At 70.3% G+C, this 21,085-nt stretch carries 18 protein-coding genes; 9 read left to right on the forward strand and 9 right to left on the reverse strand.

The annotated features are described in order from the left end of the window. Nucleotides 1-565: 565 nt before the first annotated feature. Nucleotides 566-1,906: a M20/M25/M40 family metallo-hydrolase gene (locus Pka01_RS24080; protein WP_203885114.1), complete on the reverse strand. Its 1,341-nt coding sequence runs from the start codon at nucleotides 1,904-1,906 to the stop codon at nucleotides 566-568. A gap of 254 nt (nucleotides 1,907-2,160) precedes the next feature. Between Pka01_RS24080 and Pka01_RS24085 the strand changes: the two genes are divergently transcribed. Together Pka01_RS24085 and ald are read left to right on the forward strand one after the other, a co-directional pair. Beyond that, a complete protein-coding gene (locus Pka01_RS24085; protein WP_203885115.1) occupies nucleotides 2,161-3,534 on the forward strand; it encodes an aspartate aminotransferase family protein in 1,374 nt (457 codons plus the stop codon). A 65-nt stretch (nucleotides 3,535-3,599) separates the two neighbouring features. Then, complete coding sequence (gene ald, locus Pka01_RS24090) at nucleotides 3,600-4,715, forward strand: alanine dehydrogenase (protein ID WP_203885116.1); 1,116 nt, start codon at nucleotides 3,600-3,602, stop codon at nucleotides 4,713-4,715. 76 nt (nucleotides 4,716-4,791) lie between these two features. Here ald and Pka01_RS24095 read toward each other — a convergent pair whose 3' ends face one another. From Pka01_RS24095 to Pka01_RS24110, 4 genes are all read right to left on the reverse strand, one after another. Beyond that, complete coding sequence (locus Pka01_RS24095) at nucleotides 4,792-6,201, reverse strand: tetratricopeptide repeat protein (RefSeq protein WP_203885117.1); 1,410 nt, start codon at nucleotides 6,199-6,201, stop codon at nucleotides 4,792-4,794. Between the two features lie 116 nt (nucleotides 6,202-6,317). Next, entirely contained in the window at nucleotides 6,318-6,518 is a 201-nt protein-coding gene (locus Pka01_RS24100) for a hypothetical protein (protein WP_203885118.1), read from the reverse strand. 90 nt (nucleotides 6,519-6,608) lie between these two features. After that, a complete protein-coding gene (locus tag Pka01_RS24105) occupies nucleotides 6,609-7,271 on the reverse strand; it encodes a response regulator transcription factor (protein ID WP_203885119.1) in 663 nt (220 codons plus the stop codon). Further along, nucleotides 7,268-8,422 carry a histidine kinase gene (locus Pka01_RS24110; RefSeq protein ID WP_203885120.1) on the reverse strand — a complete coding sequence of 385 codons (1,155 nt, stop codon included), beginning with the start codon at nucleotides 8,420-8,422 and terminating at the stop codon, nucleotides 7,268-7,270. Before Pka01_RS24110 ends, Pka01_RS24105 begins: the two co-directional genes overlap by 4 nt. Nucleotides 8,423-8,590: 168 nt before the next feature. Here Pka01_RS24110 and ggt point away from each other — a divergent pair, with 168 nt between their 5' ends. Next, nucleotides 8,591-10,411 (forward strand): gamma-glutamyltransferase, encoded by a 1,821-nt coding sequence (ggt, locus tag Pka01_RS24115; RefSeq protein ID WP_203885121.1) that lies wholly within the window; start codon nucleotides 8,591-8,593, stop codon nucleotides 10,409-10,411. Here ggt and Pka01_RS24120 read toward each other — a convergent pair. Both Pka01_RS24120 and Pka01_RS24125 read right to left on the reverse strand, forming a co-directional pair. Then, a complete protein-coding gene (locus Pka01_RS24120; RefSeq protein WP_203885122.1) occupies nucleotides 10,383-11,855 on the reverse strand; it encodes a flavin-containing monooxygenase in 1,473 nt (490 codons plus the stop codon). The two genes, ggt and Pka01_RS24120, sit on opposite strands and share 29 nt — an antisense overlap. A 148-nt stretch (nucleotides 11,856-12,003) precedes the next feature. Beyond that, nucleotides 12,004-12,174: a hypothetical protein gene (locus Pka01_RS24125; protein WP_203885123.1), complete on the reverse strand. Its 171-nt coding sequence runs from the start codon at nucleotides 12,172-12,174 to the stop codon at nucleotides 12,004-12,006. Between the two features lie 273 nt (nucleotides 12,175-12,447). Between Pka01_RS24125 and Pka01_RS24130 the strand changes: the two genes are divergently transcribed. Continuing rightward, a complete protein-coding gene (locus Pka01_RS24130) occupies nucleotides 12,448-13,236 on the forward strand; it encodes an SURF1 family protein (protein ID WP_203885124.1) in 789 nt (262 codons plus the stop codon). Between the two features lie 78 nt (nucleotides 13,237-13,314). Next, the gene (locus tag Pka01_RS24135) at nucleotides 13,315-13,632 is read left to right on the forward strand and encodes a DUF3817 domain-containing protein (protein ID WP_239115252.1); all 318 of its coding nucleotides are present in this window, start codon (nucleotides 13,315-13,317) and stop codon (nucleotides 13,630-13,632) included. Between the two features lie 88 nt (nucleotides 13,633-13,720). Here Pka01_RS24135 and Pka01_RS24140 read toward each other — a convergent pair whose 3' ends face one another. Then, complete coding sequence (locus Pka01_RS24140) at nucleotides 13,721-13,990, reverse strand: tail-anchor membrane protein (protein ID WP_239115253.1); 270 nt, start codon at nucleotides 13,988-13,990, stop codon at nucleotides 13,721-13,723. 207 nt (nucleotides 13,991-14,197) lie between these two features. On the opposite strand from Pka01_RS24140, the gene Pka01_RS24145 reads away from it, so the two are divergent. Next, nucleotides 14,198-15,205 (forward strand): winged helix-turn-helix transcriptional regulator, encoded by a 1,008-nt coding sequence (locus Pka01_RS24145; RefSeq protein ID WP_203885125.1) that lies wholly within the window; start codon nucleotides 14,198-14,200, stop codon nucleotides 15,203-15,205. On the opposite strand, the gene Pka01_RS24150 is transcribed toward Pka01_RS24145, so the two are convergent. Next, nucleotides 15,141-15,734 (reverse strand): hemerythrin domain-containing protein, encoded by a 594-nt coding sequence (locus Pka01_RS24150; RefSeq protein ID WP_239115254.1) that lies wholly within the window; start codon nucleotides 15,732-15,734, stop codon nucleotides 15,141-15,143. The two genes, Pka01_RS24145 and Pka01_RS24150, sit on opposite strands and share 65 nt — an antisense overlap. 143 nt (nucleotides 15,735-15,877) lie before the next feature. On the opposite strand from Pka01_RS24150, the gene Pka01_RS24155 reads away from it, so the two are divergent. From Pka01_RS24155 to Pka01_RS24165, 3 genes are read left to right on the forward strand one after another with little or no spacing between them, the layout of a single operon-like run. Next, on the forward strand, nucleotides 15,878-16,567 hold the full coding sequence (locus Pka01_RS24155) for a response regulator transcription factor (RefSeq protein WP_203885126.1): 690 nt from the start codon (nucleotides 15,878-15,880) through the stop codon (nucleotides 16,565-16,567). A 26-nt stretch (nucleotides 16,568-16,593) separates the two neighbouring features. Further along, nucleotides 16,594-20,325 (forward strand): DUF4153 domain-containing protein, encoded by a 3,732-nt coding sequence (locus Pka01_RS24160; RefSeq protein WP_203885127.1) that lies wholly within the window; start codon nucleotides 16,594-16,596, stop codon nucleotides 20,323-20,325. 31 nt (nucleotides 20,326-20,356) lie between these two features. Next, a complete protein-coding gene (locus tag Pka01_RS24165; RefSeq protein ID WP_203885128.1) occupies nucleotides 20,357-20,926 on the forward strand; it encodes a sigma-70 family RNA polymerase sigma factor family protein in 570 nt (189 codons plus the stop codon). The last annotated feature ends 159 nt before the right edge of the window (nucleotides 20,927-21,085 follow it).

The following is a 21,085-nucleotide window of genomic DNA, read 5'->3' on the forward strand; positions in this document are numbered from 1 at the left end:
GGGGAGACGGGAGTGCAGGCACTTATCACGACGTATCGCGACCCACGTTAGTTTCCGAGCATCTCGTCCAGCTAGCGCACAAACGACCCTTGCCGTGATCATGCACGGATTCGGTACGGGGGCTATTGAGCTGCGGCTTCGCCAACCGTGATCATGCACAACCTCGGAGAGTTAGCCCCTGACCTGCCCGTACGTCCATCGTGATCATGCACGAGTCGATCGCGTGGCAAGCGCGAAGGATGCATGATCGCGGAGAGCGAATCGCCTGGTCGGGGCCAGTCTCGGAGAAGCTGCGCATGATCACGAAAGTTGTTCGCGCTGGTGAGGGCATGGGTTCTCGAATCCGTGCATGATCACGGGCGGTGTTGCCGCAGGTGCGGTGCCGTTGTTCCCGTACCTGTGCATGATCACGGCCGGGGGCGTCGCAGGTGGGACGCCCTCCGGCCGAGGGGGTGCATGATCACCCCAAGGTTCTGCTCACCCCAAGGTTCTGCTCACCCCCGGGGTTCTGTTCACCCCCGGGGTTCTGTTCGCCCTGGGGTTCTGTTCACCCCAAAGGTTGAGGTCAGGGGTGGGTGTAGGTGGACAGGAAGAGGGCTTCGGCGGTGATGATGCGGCGGAGTTCGCCGAGGATCACTCGCTCGTTCGGGGCGTGGATGGAGGCGTCCTCGTCCTCGACCCCGTAGAGCAGGATCTCCGCCTGCGGGTGCAGGGTGGCCAGCTTCGCGACCAGCGGGATCGACCCGCCCTGGCCGACCTCGCGCGGCGCGCGGCCGAAGGCGTGCTCCATCGCCTTCTCGATCGCCGCCCGCGCCGGACCGCCCTCGGACGCGCGGAAGCCGGAGCCGGTGACCGTGTCGTCGAACGACACCTGGACGCCCCAGGGCGCGTTCTCCGCGAGGAAGGCGGACACGGTCTTCAGCGCCGTCGCGGCGTCGCCCGACGGAGGGATGCGGATCGTGACGCGGGCCCGCGCCACAGCCTGGACCGCGTTGATCGCGCCGGACACGCTGGGCACGTCGAGCCCCGTCACAGTGATGGCGTACGACGCCCAGACCCGGTCGGCGATCGATCCGGAGCCGACAAGCGAGACGCCGTCGAGAACGCCCGCCGTCGCCCGGAACTCCTTCTCCGAGGAGCTCTCGCCGGGGAAGACGCCCCGCTCCAGGCCGGGCACCCGGACGTCGCCGTTGTCGTCGTGCATGGCGGTCAGCATGCGCATCAGCGCGGACAGGGCGTCCGGGGCCGCGCCGCCGAACGACCCACTGTGTACGGCGTCGCCGAGTGACCGCACCTCGACCGTGAACGCGGCCATGCCGCGCAGCATGGTCGTCAGCGCCGGGTCGCCCACCTTCGGGTTGCCGACATCGCCGATGACCATGGCGTCGGCGTGCACCAGTTCTGGACGGGCCTCCACGAGCGACTCGAGTCGTTCGCCGGCGTACTCCTCCTGACCCTCGACGATGACCTTCAGGCCGACGGGGAAGTCGCCCTGGAAGACGCGCAACGCCGCGATGTGGGCGATCAGGCCGCCCTTGTCGTCGGCGGCGCCCCTGCCGTACATCGCGTCGCCGATCACGGTCGGCTCGAACGGCGGGGTACGCCACAGGGCGACGTCGCCGGAGGGCTGCACGTCGTAGTGGGCGTACAGCAGCACGGTCGGGGCGCCGGGCGGTGCGGGGGCCGTGGCGTAGACGGCGGGGAAGCTGCCCTCGACGGGGATCAGTTCGACGTGCGGGAGGCCCACCGAACGCAGCAGGTCCGCGACGGCCGCCGCGGCCTCGTGGACCGGCGCCTCCGGATGACCGGGGAACGCGACGGACGGGATCGACACGAGCTTCGTGAGGTCCTCGATCGCCTGCGGCATTCCCGCCTCGACGGCTCCTTCGATCTCCGCAGGTGTCACGGCGATTTCTCCAGAATGTAGTGATTTAGGGCCTGCTGGGCCGTTGGGTCTGCCCATTGCACCACATCCGCAGGTCGGGGGCCGCCGCGCAGGCGGCTGGATCGGAGAATCAAGGCTCACGGATTTCGTTGTGGTTACATGTCGATATCGCGGATTCCGAACTTCTTGGATACTGCAACCACGTAATCACTTGGCAAAATCGGATTACGACATGCACACTGTGCACAGCACCTATCGCCTGAGGGAAGGTTGCGATGACGCGCCCGGACGTTCTCAAAGCCGCACAAGACAACCTGTGGATGCATTTCACCCGGCATGACGGCGCGGAACCGCCGATGATCGTGAAGGGCGAGGGCGCCTACGTCTACGACATCCACGGCAAGCGCTACCTGGACGGGCTCGCCGGCCTGTTCGTCGTCCAGGTCGGCCACGGCCGCGACGAGATCGCGGAGGCGGCCGCCAAACAGGCGAAGGAGCTGGCCTTCTTCCCACTCTGGTCGTACGTCCATCCCAAGGCCGCCGAGTTGGCGGCCAGAATCGCGGAGCTCACCCCAGGCGACCTGAACCGGGTCTTCTTCACGACCGGCGGAGGCGAGGCCGTCGAGTCGGCCTGGAAGCTCGCCAAGCAGTACTTCAAGACCCAGGGCAAGCCCCTCAAGACCAAGGTGATCAGCCGTTCGATCGCCTACCACGGAACCCCCCACGGCGCTCTCTCCCTCACCGGCATCCCCAGCCTCAAGCAGGTCTTCGAACCGCTGGTCCCCGGCGCCCTGAAGGTCCCCAACACCAACCTCTACCGAGCCGACGAGATCTCCGGCTTCCCCGGCTTCGACAAGGACCCCGAGGCGTTCGGCCGCTGGGCCGCCGACCAGGTCGGCAAGGCCATCGAGATGGAGGGCGCGGACACCGTCGCCGCCGTCTTCGTCGAGCCGGTGCAGAACGCCGGCGGCTGTTTCCCCCCGCCCCCCGGATACTTCCAGCGGCTGCGCGAGATCTGCGACGAGAACGACGTGCTGCTCGTCTCGGACGAGGTCATCTGCGCCTTCGGCCGCCTCGGCACGATGTTCGGCGGCCAGAAGTTCGACTACGTGCCCGACATCATCACCTGCGCCAAGGGCCTGACCAGCGGATACGCCCCCATCGGCGCCATGATCGCCTCCGAGCGGCTGTTCGAGCCGTTCAAGCACGGCGACGAGATGTTCGCCCACGGCTACACGTTCGGCGGCCACCCGGTGTCCGCGGCCGTGGCACTCGCCAACCTCGACATCTTCGAGCGTGAGGACCTGCTCGGCCACGTCACGACCAACGAGCCGGTCTTCCGCGCCACCCTCGAGAAGCTCCTCGACCTGCCGATCGTCGGCGACGTCCGGGGCTCGGGCTACTTCTACGGAATCGAGCTCGTCAAGGACAAGTCGACCAAGCAGACCTTCGACGACGAGGAGTGCGAGCGGCTGCTGCGCGGATTCCTGTCCAAGGCCCTGTTCGAGGCGGGCCTGTACTGCCGGGCCGACGACCGCGGCGACCCCGTGGTGCAGCTCGCTCCGCCGCTCATCTGCGGCCCCAAGGAGTTCGACGAGATCGAGTCGATCCTCCGGTCCGTCCTCACCGAGGCCTGGGCCCGTATCTGACCGAAAAACTCGGTACGGCCCGGCGCCGCCTGGCCGTACCGAGTACGCCTGAAAGGATTCATCCCATGAAGATCGGCGTTCCTGCCGAGGTCAAGAACCACGAGTACCGCGTCGCCGCCACTCCGGCGGGCGTGCACGAACTCGTCCGTCACGGACACGACGTCCACGTCCAGCGTGGTGCGGGTCTGGGATCGCACATCACGGACGAGGAGTACCTCGCGGTCGGTGCCAAGATCCTCGACACGGCCGACGCGGTCTGGGGCGAGTCCGAGATGGTGCTCAAGGTCAAGGAGCCCATCGCCGAGGAGTACGGCAGGCTCCGTTCGGACCTCGTGCTGTTCACCTACCTCCACCTGGCCGCCTCGCGGCCCTGCACCGACGCGCTGCTGTCGGCCGGGACCACCGCGATCGCCTACGAGACCGTGCAGGTGGGCAACACCCTGCCCCTCCTCGCCCCGATGTCGGAGGTCGCCGGTCGGTTGGCGCCCCAGGTCGGCGCGTACAACCTGATGCGTTTCAACGGCGGCCGCGGCGTCCTGCCGGGCGGGGTCCCCGGCGTCTCCCCGGCCAAGGTCGTCGTCATCGGCGGCGGCGTCTCCGGGCTCAACGCGGCGCAGATCGCCGTCGGCATGGGCGCCGACGTGACGATCCTCGACGTCAACATCGACCGGCTGCGCTTCATCGACGCGATCTACCAGGGCCGGCTGAAGACGCTCGTGTCGACCGCGTACGCCCTCGAGCAGGCCGTGCTCGCGGCCGACCTCGTCATCGGCGCGGTCCTCATCCCGGGCGCCAAGGCCCCGACGCTGGTCTCCAACGAGCTGGTCTCGCGCATGAAGCCGGGTTCCGTGCTCGTCGACATCGCGATCGACCAGGGCGGCTGCTTCGAGGACTCACGGCCGACCACACACGCCGAGCCCACCTTCACGGTGCACAACTCGATCTTCTACTGCGTGGCCAACATGCCGGGCTCGGTGGCCAACACCTCCACCTTCGCGCTGACCAACGCGACGCTGCCCTACGCCGTCAAGCTGGCGGACAAGGGCTGGCGGGAGGCGCTGCGCGCCGACGTCTCACTCCAGCTCGGGCTGAACACCCACGCGGGTGTGCTCACGAACGAGCCGGTGGCCGTCGCGCACGGTGCCGCGTTCACTCCGGTGGCCGACGTCCTCGCCGCCTGAGCCCTAGCGATGAAGGGCCTGAGCGGCCGGAGCCGCTCAGGCCACACGGCCGGGTAAGGCAGGCCTAGTGCAGGCCCTAGTGCAGGCCGAGGCGCCTGCGCAGGTCGCGCGCCGTCACCAGGACGTGCTCGACCTCGGCCGGGGCCGGCCACGGAGCCGTGCCCGGATTCAGCAGGGTCGCCCGCACTGAGCAGAGATGCTCGACGGCGGGGGCGTGCAGGCCGCTCGTCTCGGTCAACCACCGGACCGGATCGTGCCCGTCGCCCAGGCCGCGCGTGATCAGATCCCACGTGCCGAGGATCTCGACCAGATCCGCGGCGTCGGCCACCGCGTCGCCCCTGCGGCGGCCGGCGGCCACGGCGAGCTCGGCCCGCGCGGCCAGTTCTGGCTCCGTCGGGTGGGCCCAGCACGAAGGCGCGTCGTGCGGCACGTCCTCCGGCTGTTCCGGCCCGCCGGTCATGGCCTGAAGGGTCCGCAGCTCCGCCGCGGCCCTGTGATGGCCGGCCGCCGCGGCCTGCGCCAGCCAGTGCCGTCCGCCGTCCAGGTCGTCGTGCTCGGCGATGAGCAGGAGCGCGTAGTCGTAAGCGGCCTCCGCGTCGCCCGCGGCGGCGGCCTGTGCGAACCAGTGAGCGGCGGCAGGACGGTCGTCGAGTTCGACGCACACGAACCCCGCCATGCGCTGGCCGTCGACGCGACCGGCGTGCGCCGCCCGTTCGAACCAGGCCCGTGCCGTACGGAGATCGTGCTTGGCCAGCGCGAGCCCGCCGAGGGCGAAGGCCGCCCGGGGGTGGTCCTGCCAGGCGGCGAGCCGATAGAGCGACTCGGCGGCCTCGGGATCACGCGCCGCGTGGAGGAGCAGGCCGAGGTGATAGGCCGCGTCGGCGTGACCCGCCCGTCCCGCGTACTCCCACCAGTGGCGCGCCTCGCCCTCGTCGCCCCCCGAGTAACCGAGGAAGCCCAGGTCGTAGGCCGACTCCAGCTCGCCCTCCATCGCCGCCCTGCGGTGCCAGTCGCGCGAGCCGAGGGTGTCTCCCATGTCCTCGCAGAGCAGCGCCAGCCGGCGGGCCGCCACACACGAGCCGTCAGCCGCGGCCCGCTCGAACCAGGTCCGGGCGCCCGCGACGTCGCCGCGGCGCTCCAGGAGCAGGGTGGCCAGGTAGATCGCGGCCTCGGCGTCACCGGTGGCCGCGGCCAGCTCGAACCAGGCCAGAGCCTCCTCGGTCGTGCCGTGCCGCTGGTGCCACAGGCCCAGGTTGAACGTGCTGTCGACGTTGCCCGTCCGGGCGGACCGCTCCCACCAGTACCGGGCGGCGGACCGGTCGCCGCGCTCGGCGTACAGGCGGCCGAGGCGGTGCGCCGCGTCCGGGTCACCCGCTCGGGCGGTCGAGAGCAGCTTCGCCTCGAAGGGATCCGCGGGCTCCGGGCTGCGCGGGACCGGGACGTCAGGCCACGGGACCGTCGCCTTCATGGCTCCCAGTAATGTCATGGGAGTCAGGGTGGCACGTGATGTTGCAACTACGGAGCGTAATTGCGAAGTCCTTTGTCAACGGCCCCGCGCGTCCGGTGGACGCGTCTCCGGCAGGCGCGGGGCGTGGACGTCGCTCAGTGAACGAGGGCCAGATCGTCGAGAGTCCCTGATTTCGCGGCCTCCACGATCGAGCCGAACTGGTCGAGGCTCATCTCGACCCGCTGCCCGAAGTCGTCGGTGATCACGACCTGCCGCTCGGCCGGCGCCGAGAGATCTACGAAAAGCTCAGGGCAGCCACAACTGCAGTTGCCACAGAATCGGGCGATGGACTTCACGCGGTCCTCCTCGAACCAGGGCTTTTTCCGCAACGTAACGTGGCGGTCCGGGGGCGACCAGTAACACTTCGCTCACCCGGGGCCCGTGCGTCAGAGCCAGCCGGGCTTGACCAGGCCGGATTCGTAGGCGATGACGACCAGTTGGGCCCTGTCCCTGGCGTGGAGCTTCGTCATCGCCCGGGAGACGTGGGTCTTGGCCGTGGCGGGGGACATGTACAGCGCGGCGGCGACCTCGTCGTTGGTCATGCCGGTGCCGACCAGCGACAGGACCTCCCGCTCCCGGTCCGTGAGCACGCCGAGGTTGCCGCCGACGCCGGGATCCTTCGCCCTGGTGGCGTACTCCGCGATGAGCCTGCGGGTGACGCCCGGGGACAGCAGCGCGTCGCCCGACGCCACCACCCGGACGGCCTGGATCAACTCGGCGGGCTCGGTGTCCTTGACCAGGAATCCGCTCGCCCCTCCTCGAAGGGCTTCGAAGACGTACTCGTCCAGCTCGAACGTGGTCAGCATGATGATCCTCGTGCCGTCGAGGTCGGCGTCCTCGCCGATGTGGCGCGTCGCGGCGAGGCCGTCCATGCCCGGCATGCGGATGTCCATCAGCACGACGTCGGGCCGCAACTCACGGGCCAGCCGGACGGCCTGCTCGCCGTCGGGGGCCTCGCCGACGACGGTCATGCCGTCCTGCGCGTTCAGCAGGGCACGGAAGCCGGCCCGCACGAGGGCCTGGTCGTCCGCCAGCAGCACTTTGATCACGTGGACTCCATGGGCGAGTCGTCGGGCAGGGGAAGAACGGCCTCCACACGGAAACCTGCTCCGGGCAGCGGTCCTGCGGTCAGCGATCCGCCGAGCGCCGCGGCCCGTTCGCGCATGCCGGGAATGCCGTTCCCGCTGCCGAGGCCGGAGATGGCCGGAGCGGCCCCAGCCCCGTCGTCCTCGACGACGATGCCGAAGGCGCGGGGGCCGTACGACAGGCGGATGGTCACGCCGGCTCCGGGGGCGTGGCGGGCGACGTTGGTCAACGACTCCTGGACGATCCGGTAGCCGGCCCGGTCCGTTCCCGCGGGAAGCCGCCTGACCGCCCCGGTGACCTCGACGCCGACCGGCAGGCCGCTGCGCTCCACCAGTTCGTTCACCCGGTCCATCCCGGCGGTGGGCGATCGGGGCGCACCCTCCCGTAGCAGGCTCAGCACGCCCCGCATCTCGGTGAGGACGTCCTTGGACGCCTGCTTGATCGTGGTGAGCGCGGTGCGGGCCTGCTCGGGATGGTCGTCGAGCAGGTGCAGGGCGGTCGCCGCCTGCACGTGGATCAGCGAGATGTTGTGCGCGAGCACGTCGTGGAGCTCCTGGGCCATGGTCAGCCGCTCCTCGCTGGCCTGGCGCCTCGACTCCTCCCGCGCCACGCGTTCACGCTCGGCGAGGCGCTCGCGCCGGATCCGGACGAACTCCGAGCTGGTCATCGTGAGCAGCAGGAACGCGGCGAAGGCGGTGTTGTGGAACCAGCCGCGGGGGTTCGGGATGAGCCAGCCGGCGTACACCACAATGAAGAGGAAGAAGGCGGCCGCCCCCAGCCAGGCGGCCCGCCGCCGGCCGGACGTCACCGCGGTGAACAGGGCGATGACCGGGCTGAGGAAGACCGGACCGTAGGAGAAGTCGAAAAGGAGGTAGACGCAGGTCGCGGCGAGCGCGGTCACCAGGGCGGCGACGGGGACGCGGCGGCGGACGGCGATCACCAGGGGCCCGGCGAGCAGCAGCAGGTATCCCCGCCAGTCCAGCGGCACGCGGCCCAGGTCGGTCATCGAGACCTGCCAGTGCTGGGCGCCCATCGTCCCCGCGACCTGGATCACGCCGACGACGGCGGCCAGGACGAGGTCGGCCCTTCGGGGCCACGGGGACTCTGAACGCACATCACGCACGCTAGGCCATCCGGTTGACCAGCACATCCTCCCGATGCGGCACCCCCTCGTACGACGGGAGGAGTAGTCACGGGCCCACGTCCGGATGCGGACATTTTCCTCCGGTATCTGACGTCGTCAGTCATGCTGGAGTGATCGCCCACGTCGTGGAGGTCGCACATGAGGAGCGCAGTCGTCGCGTCGCTGGGGCTGGCCGTGCTGGTCGGCCTGGTGGCGCCGCCCGCCCAGGCCGAAGGGGGGCACCGTCCCCCGAAGACGACCACCTCATGGCAGGACGTCAAGAAGCCGGTCGCGGAGGGATACGGCGGAGCCGTGTCGACCGTTGACCTGGACGCCAGCAAGGCGGCGCTCGGCGTGCTCAGGCGGGGCGGCAACGCCATGGACGCGGCCGTCGCGGGGGCCGCGACGCTCGGAGTGACCGAGCCGTACTCGGCCGGGCTCGCGGGCGGCGGCTTCATCGTCTACTACGACGCGCGGAGCAGGCGCGTCACCACCATCGACGGCAGGGAGACCGCGCCCAAGGCGATGACCTCGACGGTCTTCGAAGGCATCCCCTTCGCCGACGCCGTGACCAGCGGCCTTTCCGTCGGCGTGCCAGGAAGCGTCGCGCAGTGGGATCTCGCGCTGCGCCGGTTCGGCACGCTGTCCCTCGGCGAGGCGCTGCGCCCGGCGATCGACACCGCCAAGAACGGCTTCGTCGTGGACCAGACGTTCTACGACCAGACGGCGCAGAACGCGGCGCGGTTCGCCGACTTCACGTCCACGGCCGCCCTCTACCTGCCCGGTGGACAGCCGCCGCCGGTCGGGTCCGTCTTCCGCAACCCCGACCTCGCCAGGACCTACACCGAGCTGGCCACGCGCGGCCCCTCCTGGGTGTACGGCGGGGACCTCGGCGCGGAGATCGTCGCGACGGTCAAGAAGCCGCCCGTCACTCCGGGTTCGACGCGCGTCGTCCGGCAGGGCCTGATGGAGCTGTCCGACCTCAAGGCGTACCGCGCGCTCGAACGGCCGCCGACGAAGATCTCCTACCGGGGTCTCGACGTGTACGGCATGGCGCCCCCCTCCTCCGGCGGTTCGACGGTCGCGGAGGCGCTCAACATCCTCGAGGCGGTCCCGAGCATCGGGCACCGCGTGGGGCTGCACGAGTACCTGGAGGCCTCCCGCCTGTCCTTCGCCGACCGCAACGCCTACGTGGGCGACCCGGCGTACGTGGACGTGCCGCTCGACGGCCTGCTGTCCAACGGCTTCGCCAAGGAGCGGGCGTGCCTCATCGGCGCGACGGCCCTGCCGAACCCCGCCCTGCCCGGCTCGCCCGACGGCTCCTACTCCCGGTGCTCCGGCTCGACGCCCACCGGTCCGGCCGCCGCTCCGGACAAGGCCGAGGGGCCGGAGACGACGCACCTCGTCACGACCGACCGCTGGGGGAACGTGGCCGCCTACAACATCACGATCGAGCAGACCGGCGGCGCCGGGATCGTGGTGCCGGGCCGCGGCATCCTGCTGAACAACGAGATGACCGACTTCACCTTCGGCCCCGCGCCCGGTGACCCGAACCTCCCCGCGCCCGGCAAGCGGCCCCGTTCGTCGATGGCCCCCACGATCGTACTGAAGGACGGCAGGCCGCTGCTGGCCGTCGGCTCACCCGGCGGCGCGACGATCATCACGACGGTTCTGCAGATCCTCGTCAACCGATTCGACTTCGGGATGACCCTGCCGCAGGCGATCGCCGCGCCGAGGGCCTCCCAGCGCAACACGCCGACCACGCAGGCCGAGCAGGCCTTCATCGACCGGTACGGCCCGCAGCTCACGCCGCTCGGCCACACGTTCTCCCTGGTCCCCGGTCCGCCGGTGGGGGAGATCGGTGCGGCGACCGGACTGGAGTTCCTCGGCCGGGGCAAGATCCAGGCGGTCGCCGAGCCGGCGAGGCGCGGCGGAGGCAGCGCGCTGGTGGTCAGCTCTTCGCCGGGGAAGGGGCGATGAGCTCGTAGGCCTCGGGCTTCACCTTCCTGGTCCTCGCCCAGTACTCGAAGGTGAAGCCCGGCCAGGTCGCCCGGTTCCTGCCGTGCTCGTCCAGGTACCAGCTCGTGCAGCCGCCCTTGTGCCAGACGAGGCGGTCGAGCCGCTGCTGGAGCCGTTCGTTGTAGGCGCGCTGCGCCTCCTCCCGGACGTCCAGGGCCCGCGCCCCGGTCCGGGAGAGCAGGCGCAGGCAGTCCATGACGTACCGGACCTGCGCCTCGATCATGAACACGACCGACGTGTGGCCGAGCCCGGTGTTGGGCCCCAGGAGGAAGAACAGGTTGGGGAAGCCGGCCGTGCTGACGCCGAGGTAGGCCTCCACGCCGTTCCGCCAGGCGTCCTGGATCTTCAGGCCGTTCCTGCCGACGATCCGCTGGTCGTTGAGGGCGTCCACCACCTTGAACCCGGTGCCGTAGACGATCACGTCCACCTCGCGCTCGACGCCCGCGGCGTCGACGATCGACCGCTCCCTGATCTCCTTGATGCCGTCCGTGACGAGCTCCACGTCATCCCTGGTCAGGGCGGGATAGTAGTCACTGGACAGCAGGATGCGCTTGCAGCCGATCGTGTAGTCGGGGGTCAGCTTGGCGCGCAGCACCGGATCGGCCACCTGGCGCTCCAGATGCCGCTCGGCCACCCGCTGCTGGACCCTCATCAGCGCGGGATCGACAGTGAACCCCAGGGCACGGGTCTCGAGTAGCCAGTAGATCGAGTTCCGTACGGCTCTCGCCGCTCCCGGGACGCGCAGCGCCCGCCGCATGCGGTCGGAGACGACGAGGTCGGGCTTGGGCTGGACCCATGGGGGAGTGCGCTGGAACACGTGGAGGCGGGCGGCCTGCTCCGCGACGACCGGGACGAACTGGATCGCCGAGGCCCCCGTGCCGATGACCGCGACCCGCTTGCCGGTCAGATCGACGGAGTGGTCCCATTCGCTCGAGTGGAAGGCCGGACCGGCGAACCGCTCACGGCCTGCGATCTCGGGGAGCTTCGGAATGTGCAGGGCGCCGATGCCCGACACGACGGCGTTGGTCTCGAAGGACTCGCCGTCGGCCGTGGAAACCCGCCACGTCCGCCGGTCGTCGTCGAACTCCAGCGTGCTGACGGCCTTGCCGAAACGCAGGTGGGGGGCCAGGCCGTACCTGTCGACGCACGCCCTGAGGTAGTCCCAGATCTCCTCACGAGGGGAGAACAGCCGGGACCAGCCGGGATTGAGCTCGAAGGAGAAGGAGTAGAGCGGCGAGGGGACGTCGCAGGCGCACCCTGGGTAGGTGTTCTCGCGCCAGGTCCCGCCGAGGTCGTCCGCCTTCTCCAGGATCACGAAGTCGTGCCAGCCGGCCTCTTTGAGTTTGATCGCCATGCACAGGCCCGCGAATCCCGAGCCGATGATCGTGATGGCCGGATTCGGCATGTGGTCTCTCCCCGGCGACGGGCGGCGGTCGAGTCCAGTTGATCGAACTCACCGTCCAAGGTAATCACCGAGGCTCGGCGGGTCCAGATCTGGCCAAACGTGAACAAGCCGCCGACGGGCGCGGTCGTCGGCGGCGAGTAAGGGGATGTCAGCTGACGAAGTAGATCACCACGGCGAGTACGACGACGACCGCCACGCCTACGGCGATCCACATCGGCAGGCGCGAGGGCTCGTTCTGCACTGCCTCGGAGTCCTGCTTGTTCGCGAAGGCCCGGAAAGCCTGCGTGTTCCCGGCCGGGTCCATCTGAGGTTCTGACATGGCGGAAACTCTAGCGACACTTGGGACGCCCGGGGTGCGGAATTGTCGGATTTGCGGTCGCATGCGGCCGAAGCGGATGGTCGGCGAGTCCAGTGGAACTTCATGCCCGTGTGCGACGAGCCCGGGGGAGATGCGAAAGGACCTCAACAGGCAGGCGGCGAGCCCGGCGGGGGACGCGAAAGGACCTCAACAGGCAGGCGGCGAGCCCGGCCCGCAGCAGCGGGAGGGCCTCCATGTGCGAGGCCGGCCGTGTCGGCGGATAGCGTGTGAGTCATGCTCCGTACCCTGTTCGCCCCCCGGCTGGTGGCCCTGCACCTGCTGGTGATCGGGGTGCTGATCTCCTTCACCCTGCTGGGGCGATGGCAACTCGGGGTCTTCGAGGCGTCGGGCGAGCCCAAGCTCGCCCCCGACCCCGCGCCGGTGGCGGTCGCGGAGCTCGCCTCCGTGGGCAGGCACGTCACCGGGGAGGTCGCGAACCGCCGGGTGACGGCCACGGGGACGTTCGACACCAACGGCCAGCTCCTCGTCGCCGATCGTCATCCCGACGTGGACGCCGTCGGCGGCCGGGCCGCGAGCGGCGCCGGATTCTGGCTGCTGACCCCGCTGCGGCTGACGGACGGCACCACCATCCCGATCATCCGCGGCTGGGTGCCGTCGGCGGGCGATCCCGCGGCGGCGGTGCCGTCGGGCGCCGTGACGGTGACGGGCCGGCTGCGTCCCTCCGAGCAGACGGACGCGGTGGAGCGCGGCGGTCCGCTCCCTGACGGGCAGGTGGCGACGGTCTCGACCGCCGAACTCGTCAACGTCTGGTCGGACGCCCATCTCCGGGACGGGTTCGTCGTCGCGACCGCCCCGGCACCGCCCGCCGGCGTCAGCGCGGTGGCGGTCCCGCCCCCGACCGAGGGGATCGGCTTCTCGTGGCGGAACCTGGCCTACGCGGCCCAGTGGTGGATCTTCGCGGTGTTCGCCGTCTTCATGTGGTTCCACTTCGTACGGGACGCCGTACGAGATGGGCGGGCGGAGGGCCGGAGGTCCGCCGCCCCGGTCGCCGAAGGCTCGTAGCCGCCCTCCGGGTGACGCCGCCGGACGGAGCGGCCCGGGGCACGGATATCGTGTGAGGACCGTTTCCCAGCAGAGGTAATGATCGACGTGGAATCCGCGCTCAAGTTCTACCGCGTCATGGCGTACGTCGTCGGCGTGATGCTGCTCGTGCTCTGTGTCGGCATGGTCGTCAAATACGGCTTCGACGACGACGCGATGGTGGCCGTGGTCGGCCCGATCCACGGCTTCCTGTACATGGTCTACCTGGTGGGCGCACTCAACCTCGGGCTCAAGGTCCGGTGGCCCATCGGCTACCTGCTGCTCGTGCTGCTCGCGGGGACGATCCCGTTCCTGTCGTTCATCCTGGAGCGCAGCGTCACCGAGCGCGTCCGCCGGTCGATCGCGGCCACTGCCTGACGCACGACTGTCCGCCCGCGGTCGCAAGACCGCGGGCGCGTTTTTGTGATGCCCGGGTGACGGCGGTGTAGCGCCGTCACTCGTCCCGTCAGCTGCCGATGCCGCGGCGGCGGGCCCTCCGCAGCCGGGCGCGCTGCGATTCGTCGAGCATGAAGTAGGCCGCGACCGGCGCGCCCAGCGCGACGAGCGTGATCAGCCAGGCCAGGATCGACGGCAGCGGAAGCACAAACAGGGCGAGCACGGACACGATCGCCGCGCCAACGTAGTACTTGCCGAGTGGCGACATCGTGGGCCTTTCATTGTCGGAGCGTCCAGCAGCCTCGCTGCCGGAATGCGTCGCAACAAGAACGTCCGGCATCGCGTCCTAGTTCCAGCCCCCGGCCCCGCCCCGTCCTCGTCAGGGCCTGGTGGTCCGGCGGCCGTCCTGCGCGCCGACGCCCGCTCTGGGGCAGGCTGTGCTCAAGGCCGATGAACGCGAAGACGAACGCGAAGACGAACGCGGGGACGAACGGGAACGAACGCGGAGTCGGCCGGAAACCGCCGGCTGGAAAGAGGATCCAGGATCATGGAAGTGGACCCGAATCGCCGGCTGAGCGCGATCGGGCAGGCTCTCGCGATCCTGGGCGACCGGTGGGTGCTCCTGATTCTCCAGCGGGCCCTGGTACGCGAGGTGAGGACCTTCGCGGGCTGGCGCGACACGCTGCCGATCTCCGAATCGGTCCTCGCCTCCCGGCTGAAGGACCTGGTCGGCGCGGGCATGCTGACACCGGTCCCGCACCGGGACGGCAGAACCCGGCACGAGTACCGACTCACCGCTCGGGGGTCGGGCGTGTGGCCGCTGATCGTCGCGATCCACTCCTGGGAACGCGAATGGGCCGGGCGGGACTGCCCCACGCTGATCCACGAGTCGTGCGGCGGGGAGGCCGGGCCGTACCTCGCGTGCGGGACGTGTGGCACGCCGATGAGCGCCAGGGACACCGAGACGGTGCGCGGGCCGCACGCGACCTTCGCCGGCATCGGGCTGCCGCGCCGGCGACGCAGGACGGCACGTCCGGATGACGACCTCGACGCGCTCGGCTACCGCCCCGACTCGATGGAGATCCTCGGCGACCGCTGGAGCACGATGGTCCTTGCGGCGGCGCTCCTCGGCACACGGCGCTTCGTGGCGTTCCAGGCCGAACTCGGGGTGGCGCCGTCGGTGCTGACCGACCGGCTCCGCCGCTTCGTGGAACGGGGCGTCCTGCGCCAGGCCGCCGGTGACTACCGGCTCACCGAGAAGGGACTGGCCTTCTTCGAGGTCTGCGCGGTTCTGGTCCACTGGGCACAGGAAGAGTTCACGGCGCCACCGGGCTCCGGGCTCGTGATCACCCACAGGCCCTGCGGCGCCGCGCTCACACCCGTCCTCGCCTGCGCGGTGTGCGACCGCCCCCTCCACAGGCGTGACGTCCGGTTCCCGCCGCCTCCGCTCGGGACGGCCGCGGGGTCCGCCGGCTCTCCGGCCGTACTGGTCAGCTCTGGCCGGACTCGGGCTTTCCCATCGCCTTGCGGATCACGTCGCGCGCACGATCCATGATCGCTACAGGCCCGCCGAGCATCAGGTTCTTCATCGCCGACTCGGTGCCGGGATGCGGGTGTGTGGGTGCGACGGCCTCGGCCGCCTTGACGCCCACCGCCATCGCCCGGCGCTCGGCCTCCGTGGTCGCTGCCTTCAGCTCGGAGAACTCGTAGCGTTCCTCGGCGGCGGCGTGTGCGAAGACGGCGGCGCGAAGCCGTTCCAGCTCCTGGGAGAACTCCGGCTTCGTCACGTCCATGTCGTCGAGGCGGCTGAGCATCTCCTTCGCCTCTTCCTCCTCCTGGAGGCGGTTGTCCACGATCGTGTCTCCGCCGATCAGCTTCCGGCGCGCATACGGATGAACGATCTCCTCCTCCGCGGTCTCGTGTACGGCCAGCAGCCGGACGAGACGGCTGAACGCCTCCTGGCGTTCCTTCCCCTGGGTCCTGGCGACCTCGTCGAACAGATTCCTGATGAGCCCGTGCTGGTGGATCAGCAGGTCGATGACATCGTTTTCGTGCATCAGCTCAGGTGTGGTCTGGCGGTCCATCCTGCCCCCTTCAGGTCATATTCGGACTACCCGTAACTAGCGCCTGAAACCATCCGTTTTGTCGGGGGTGGGTGGGGGTGATTGCACAGGATCTTCACAATTCACTAGGGAGTCCGTGCACAGCGTCGGCCTACGCTGTCGCCATGGCCACCCCCCAACAGCGGCGCGTCCTCGTGGTCGAGGACGACGAGACGATCGCGAGAGCCGTACAGATCCGGCTGGTCGCGGAGGGCTTCGACGTGCGCGTCGCGGGTGACGGCGAGGAGGCGCTCGCGGCCTACGCCCAGGCGGAGCCCGACGTCGTCGTCCTCGACCGGCTGCTGCCCGGTCTGAACGGGCTGGAGGTGTGCCGCCGGATGCAGGCGGCGCGCCCGGTGCCGGTCCTCATGCTCACCGCTCTCGGCGAGGAGACCGACGTGCTCGTCGGGCTGGGCGTCGGCGCGGACGACTACATGACCAAGCCGTTCAGCATGCGGGAACTGGTGGCCAGGATCGACGCCCTGCTGCGCAGGGTCGAGCGGGCCAGCCAGCTCGCCCATGAGGACGCCGTGATCCGGGTGGGCGAGGTGGAGATCGACACGGCCGAACGGCGGGTCTTCGTCAGGGGCGTGGAGGCGCAGCTGACCAGGACCGAGTTCGACCTGCTCAGGCGGCTCGCCGAGCGTCCGGGACAGGTCTTCGAGCGGGAACGCCTGCTGTCCGACATCTGGGGGTTCGCCGAGGGGGCCGCGACGCGGACCGTGGACAGCCACGTCCGGGCGCTGCGCAGGAAGCTCGGCCCCGACGTCGTCCGTACCGTCCATGGCGTGGGCTACGCCCTCGTGCGCCCGTGATCGCCCGCTGAACTGGAGGTTGGGGCATGCGGCCACTCGATTTCCTCGGCCGGATCAAGGTGAAGCTCGGCATCGTGATCGTGCTCGCCGTGGTGACGGCCTTCGTGGTCAACGAGGTCGGGATCAACGCCGGGCTGTCGCGCGAGGTGCGCATCGCGATCGCCGCCGTGCTCGCGCTGATCATGGTGCAACTGCTGGCGATGGGGATGACCAAGCCCCTGCGCGAGATGGCCGCCGCCGCGCAGACGGTCGCCAAGGGCCGGTACGGCATGCGGGTGTCGGCGACGTCCAGGGACGAGGTGGGTGAGCTCGCCAGGGCGTTCAACGCGATGGCCGCCGACCTCGGCGAGGTGGACCGGCAGCGACGCGAGCTGGTGGCCAACGTCAGCCACGAGTTGCGGACACCGATCACCGGACTGCAGGCCGTGCTGGAGAACGTCGTCGACGGCGTGTCAGAACCCGACATCGACACCCTCGGCACGGCGCTCGCCCAGACCCAGCGTCTCGGGCGCCTGGTCGCCCAGTTGCTCGATCTGTCCCGGCTCGACTCCGGAGCCCGTCCGATTGAGGCCGAGGTGCTCGACCTCGCGTCGCTCTGCCGGCAGGCCGCGAACGAGGCCGCCTTGGCGCGGGAGGGAGTGAGGGTCGACAGCGACGTGCCGCACGGGACGGCCGTCCTCGCCGACCCCGCGCTGCTCGCCCAGGTTCTGGCGAACCTGCTCGACAACGCCGTACGGCACAGTCCTCCTGGCGAGACGGTACGGCTCGAAGCGCGGTCGTCCGGGACCGATCTGGAGATCAGCGTCATCGATCAGGGACCGGGCATCCCGGACACGGAGCGCACGCGGATCTTCGAGCGGTTCTCCCGGCTCGACGCCGGGCGTGCGGCGGACGCGGGAGGCGCGGGCCTGGGCCTCGCGATAACCAGGGAGATCGTCGAGCTTCATGGGGGCTCGATCCGCGCCACCGAGCCCGACGTGGAGTCCGCGCGTGTTTCGTCGGCGGAGCGGGTTCCTGAGGCGCAGGGCGGAGGCCGCGGCTGCCGCATGGTCGTCGCGCTTCCCGGGAGGTTCGTCGGCGTGCCCTCGATCGTGCACTCGGGCGTGCCGGAGGCGGGCGCGGTGGACAGGGCGAAGGGATCGACGGGACCCGGTCAGGGACCTCGTCAGGGAATCGCGCCGACACTTGCGCCGACAGTGGGGCCGGCACAAGCACGCGGCGGCGGCCGCACGGTCGCGGCCGCCGCGCAGACGGGGCTGACGGTACGGGCGCTCACAGAGGAGTTTCAGCCGGCCGCCGTGACGGGGACGGCGGGACGGGACGCGGCCGGCACCGCCGGGCGCGCGGGAAGGGCAAGGGGAGACATGAGGGATGGGACGCCGGGGGCATCGACGAGCGGGGTGAAGGACGCAGAGAAGGACACAGAGCAGGACGCAGAGAAGGGCGCGGTGTCGGCTGCGGAGAGCACTCCGGAACAGGGGACGAACGCGGCCGGCTCCGATGCGGCCTCGATCGGCGCCGCGGGCGGATCCGCACCGGAGCGCGGACCCGGGCCGGAGCGCGAAGCCGGGTCGGAGCGCGGATCCGGGCCTGAGGGTCTATCAGGGCCGGACGGCGGCACCGGGGACGGAACGGGGACCGCCGCCACGCGCCGAGCCGGTGACGCTGAGCCCAGGGACGCCGGCCCGGACGGCGCCGAGCGGGTGGCTGCGACCTGTGCTGAGCCGACCCGTGCTGAGCCGACCCGTGCTGAGCCGACGAACGCCGGATCGGAAGGAACCGAGCAGGCGTCCGCACAGCGCAGCGTTGCGTCGGCGGATCCCAAGGCGGCGGGTGCCGATCGTGGTGACACCGAGGCAGGAGGCCGCAAGCGCGGAGTTGCCACTGCGCGAGATGCCACTGCGCGAGATGGCGAGCACGGGGATGCCGATGCGAAGGGCCTCGAGCGGAGAGAACCCACGCCAGTCGGCGAGAGGGGACCCGCTCCGGCGGGCGACGGGTCGGCCGATCTGGCCGCGGCGGCGCAGGGTCCGCATCCGGTGCCGAACGCGTACGGGCCGCATCCATATGGGGGCGCGCCCTATCCGCCGCCTCACTATGGGCCGCCCCATTACGGGGGGGTCCACCACGGGCCACCGCCGCCTGGATACGGTCCGCCTGCCGGCGTACGTGACGTGCGGCCTGGCGACGGGCCGCCGTCACCGGGTGGTGTCCGCAACGCGCCGCCACCCGGCTACGGGCCGCCGTCACCTGGCTTCCGTAACGCTCCGCCCGACTACGTGCCACCACCGCTGTTTCCACGGCCGGCGTTGCCTGACGCGCCGCGGTGGTTGCTGCTGGCAGCCGGTGCCGTCGGGCTCATCGCCGCACTGGCCCTGCCGTACGCGGCGACGGGGTCGGGCCTGGTGATCACTGCGGTCGCGTTCGGAGCGGGCGTGTTCCCCGCGCTCCTCGTCAAGAATCGCGAGCGCATCACGCCGTGGACCGTGGCTTTCGGGATCATGGCGTACGCGTTGGTGTCGGTCGCACTGTTCCGTGACGCGGACTGGCTCGTGTGGCCGTTGTTGACGGCGGCATTCTGCATCGCGGCACTCGGCATATCGGGTGCGGGGGCCGGCTGGCTCAGCGCGTTGCGAGGAGGGTTGTCGGTCGTCCTCGCGGTGTTCCCGCTGCCCTGGTTCCTTGAGAAGCCGATGAAGCGGCTGGTCAAGCACAGGAGAGTGGTTCCGCTCCTGGTGAGCGTCGGAATCACGATCGTGCTGCTCCTGGTCTTCGGCCTGCTGTTCATCTCCGCCGACGCGGTTTTCTCCGCGTTCGCGAACGAGGTGCTCCAGGCTCCCGACTGGGCGACGGGTCTGCCGGCGCGGATCTTCCTGTTCTTCGTGTTCGCGGTGGGCACGGCGGCGGCCGTGCTCGTGGCTCTCCGTCCGGTCGCCGAGTCCAAAGGTCCCGACCTGCGGATATCGGTCAGCCGGGCGGTCTGGGTCATTCCGCTGGTGGGCCTCAATGTGCTGTTCGCGTCCTTTGTGGCCGTACAGATCACGGTGCTGTTCGGTGGCAACCGCAGAGTGTTGTCCACGGCGGGACTGACCTATGCCGAGTACGCCAGATCGGGCTTCTTCGAGCTCGTGACCGTCAGCGTCTTCGTGCTCGGGATCGTCGTGGCCGCGGTGGGCCTGTTCGGGCCGAAGGCCCGCAAGGACCAGCGGCTGCTTGCCGTGCTGCTGGGCCTGCTGTGCGCGTTCACGCTGATCATCCTCGCCTCCGCCCTGCACCGCCTCGGTCTGTACACCGGCGCGTACGGCTGGTCCCGCTTGCGCGCATCGGTCGGGGCGACGATCTGGTGGCTCGCGGCGGTGTTCGTCCTGGTCCTGGTCGCGGGGGCCGTGTGGCTCTTGAACCGGGGATTGAGGTGGTTGCCCCGCACCCTCGTCATGGTCACCGGGATCAGCCTGCTCGCCTTCGCGGTGTGGAACCCCGATGTGCGGGTCGCCGAGACCCAGCTGACCGTCCGGGGCGTCTACCGGCTGGACCACGACTATCTGGGCGACCTGGGGGCGGAAGCCGTACCGACTCTGGATCGTCTGCCGGAGCCTGTCCGTAGTTGCGTCCTCCGTGACGTGGTGTCCGCCAACGACCTGTCCGAGCCGGACGCCTGGAACGGGTGGAACCTGGCCAGGACGCAGGCCCGTGACGTGCTCGCCAAGCGGCCTTTGGCGGCCGTCTCGTGCCCGGATGTGCCCCGGCTGGTCGACTGAGCGGCTTGTCTGGGGCGCGTGTCGGCCGGGCTTGGAAGCCATCGAGGTACGGCACCTGCCGGAGCTCTCGGAGCTCTGGCAGGTCCCTTTCCGGTCGTCGGCACTGGGCGGCGAGATGCGCCGCCGGCCGGAGGGGCGTCATACCTTCGGGTGCAGCTCGACGACACTCCCGCCTCGGACGACGACGCGGTGCTCGCGCCGCGCCGGCAGGAAGGTCCAGGCGACCGAGCGGCCGAACGGCGCAGACCGGGAACAGCGCGAGGTGGTCTCCGCCTTCCTGGCGGCGGCTCGCGGTGGAGACTTCGAAGGTTTGCTGCGCGTGCTCGACCCCGAGGTGAGACTCACCGTCGACACCCCCGGCGGCCTGGTCGTCACACTCGGCGCCACCAAGGTCGCCGCCGGCGCGCAGCTGGCCGCCGGCGCGGCCACCCTGGGCCGGGCAGCGCTGGTGGGCGGCCTCCCCGGAGTCGTCTCCTGGCGCGAGGACGGTACCCCGCTCTCGGTCCTCGCGTTCACCGTCACCGACGGCCGGATCACCGCCATCACGGCCGTGGTCGACCCGTCCAAGCTTGCGCAGATGGACCCGCCTGACCCTGCGTGAGAGGCCCCGTCACGCTGCATGCTCGTGACGCTCGATCAGGACCCCCGTTCTCGAACCGGGCCCCCGCACGGACAAGCGAACGCCTGCTCCGCGTGCGCCTTATGTCCGGTCTGCGGATGCACGGCCCACTGGACGGTCCCGCGTCGACGTGTGTGTCGC

Source organism: Planotetraspora kaengkrachanensis, from assembly GCF_016862895.1.
Lineage (GTDB): Bacteria > Actinomycetota > Actinomycetes > Streptosporangiales > Streptosporangiaceae > Planotetraspora > Planotetraspora kaengkrachanensis.

Excerpts from the sequence above, each read along its gene's own strand:
- Pka01_RS24085 (WP_203885115.1), top strand. The coding sequence starts at position 2,161 with ATGACGCGCCCGGACGTTCTCAAAGCCGCACAAGACAACCTGTGGATG.
- ald (WP_203885116.1), top strand. The coding sequence starts at position 3,600 with ATGAAGATCGGCGTTCCTGCCGAGGTCAAGAACCACGAGTACCGCGTC.
- Pka01_RS24095 (WP_203885117.1), bottom strand. The coding sequence starts at position 6,201 with ATGACATTACTGGGAGCCATGAAGGCGACGGTCCCGTGGCCTGACGTC.
- ggt (WP_203885121.1), top strand. The coding sequence starts at position 8,591 with ATGAGGAGCGCAGTCGTCGCGTCGCTGGGGCTGGCCGTGCTGGTCGGC.
- Pka01_RS24120 (WP_203885122.1), bottom strand. The coding sequence starts at position 11,855 with ATGCCGAATCCGGCCATCACGATCATCGGCTCGGGATTCGCGGGCCTG.
- Pka01_RS24125 (WP_203885123.1), bottom strand. The coding sequence starts at position 12,174 with ATGTCAGAACCTCAGATGGACCCGGCCGGGAACACGCAGGCTTTCCGG.
- Pka01_RS24130 (WP_203885124.1), top strand. The coding sequence starts at position 12,448 with ATGCTCCGTACCCTGTTCGCCCCCCGGCTGGTGGCCCTGCACCTGCTG.
- Pka01_RS24135 (WP_239115252.1), top strand. The coding sequence starts at position 13,315 with ATGATCGACGTGGAATCCGCGCTCAAGTTCTACCGCGTCATGGCGTAC.
- Pka01_RS24140 (WP_239115253.1), bottom strand. The coding sequence starts at position 13,990 with ATGCCGGACGTTCTTGTTGCGACGCATTCCGGCAGCGAGGCTGCTGGA.
- Pka01_RS24145 (WP_203885125.1), top strand. The coding sequence starts at position 14,198 with ATGGAAGTGGACCCGAATCGCCGGCTGAGCGCGATCGGGCAGGCTCTC.
- Pka01_RS24150 (WP_239115254.1), bottom strand. The coding sequence starts at position 15,734 with ATGGACCGCCAGACCACACCTGAGCTGATGCACGAAAACGATGTCATC.
- Pka01_RS24155 (WP_203885126.1), top strand. The coding sequence starts at position 15,878 with ATGGCCACCCCCCAACAGCGGCGCGTCCTCGTGGTCGAGGACGACGAG.
- Pka01_RS24160 (WP_203885127.1), top strand. The coding sequence starts at position 16,594 with ATGCGGCCACTCGATTTCCTCGGCCGGATCAAGGTGAAGCTCGGCATC.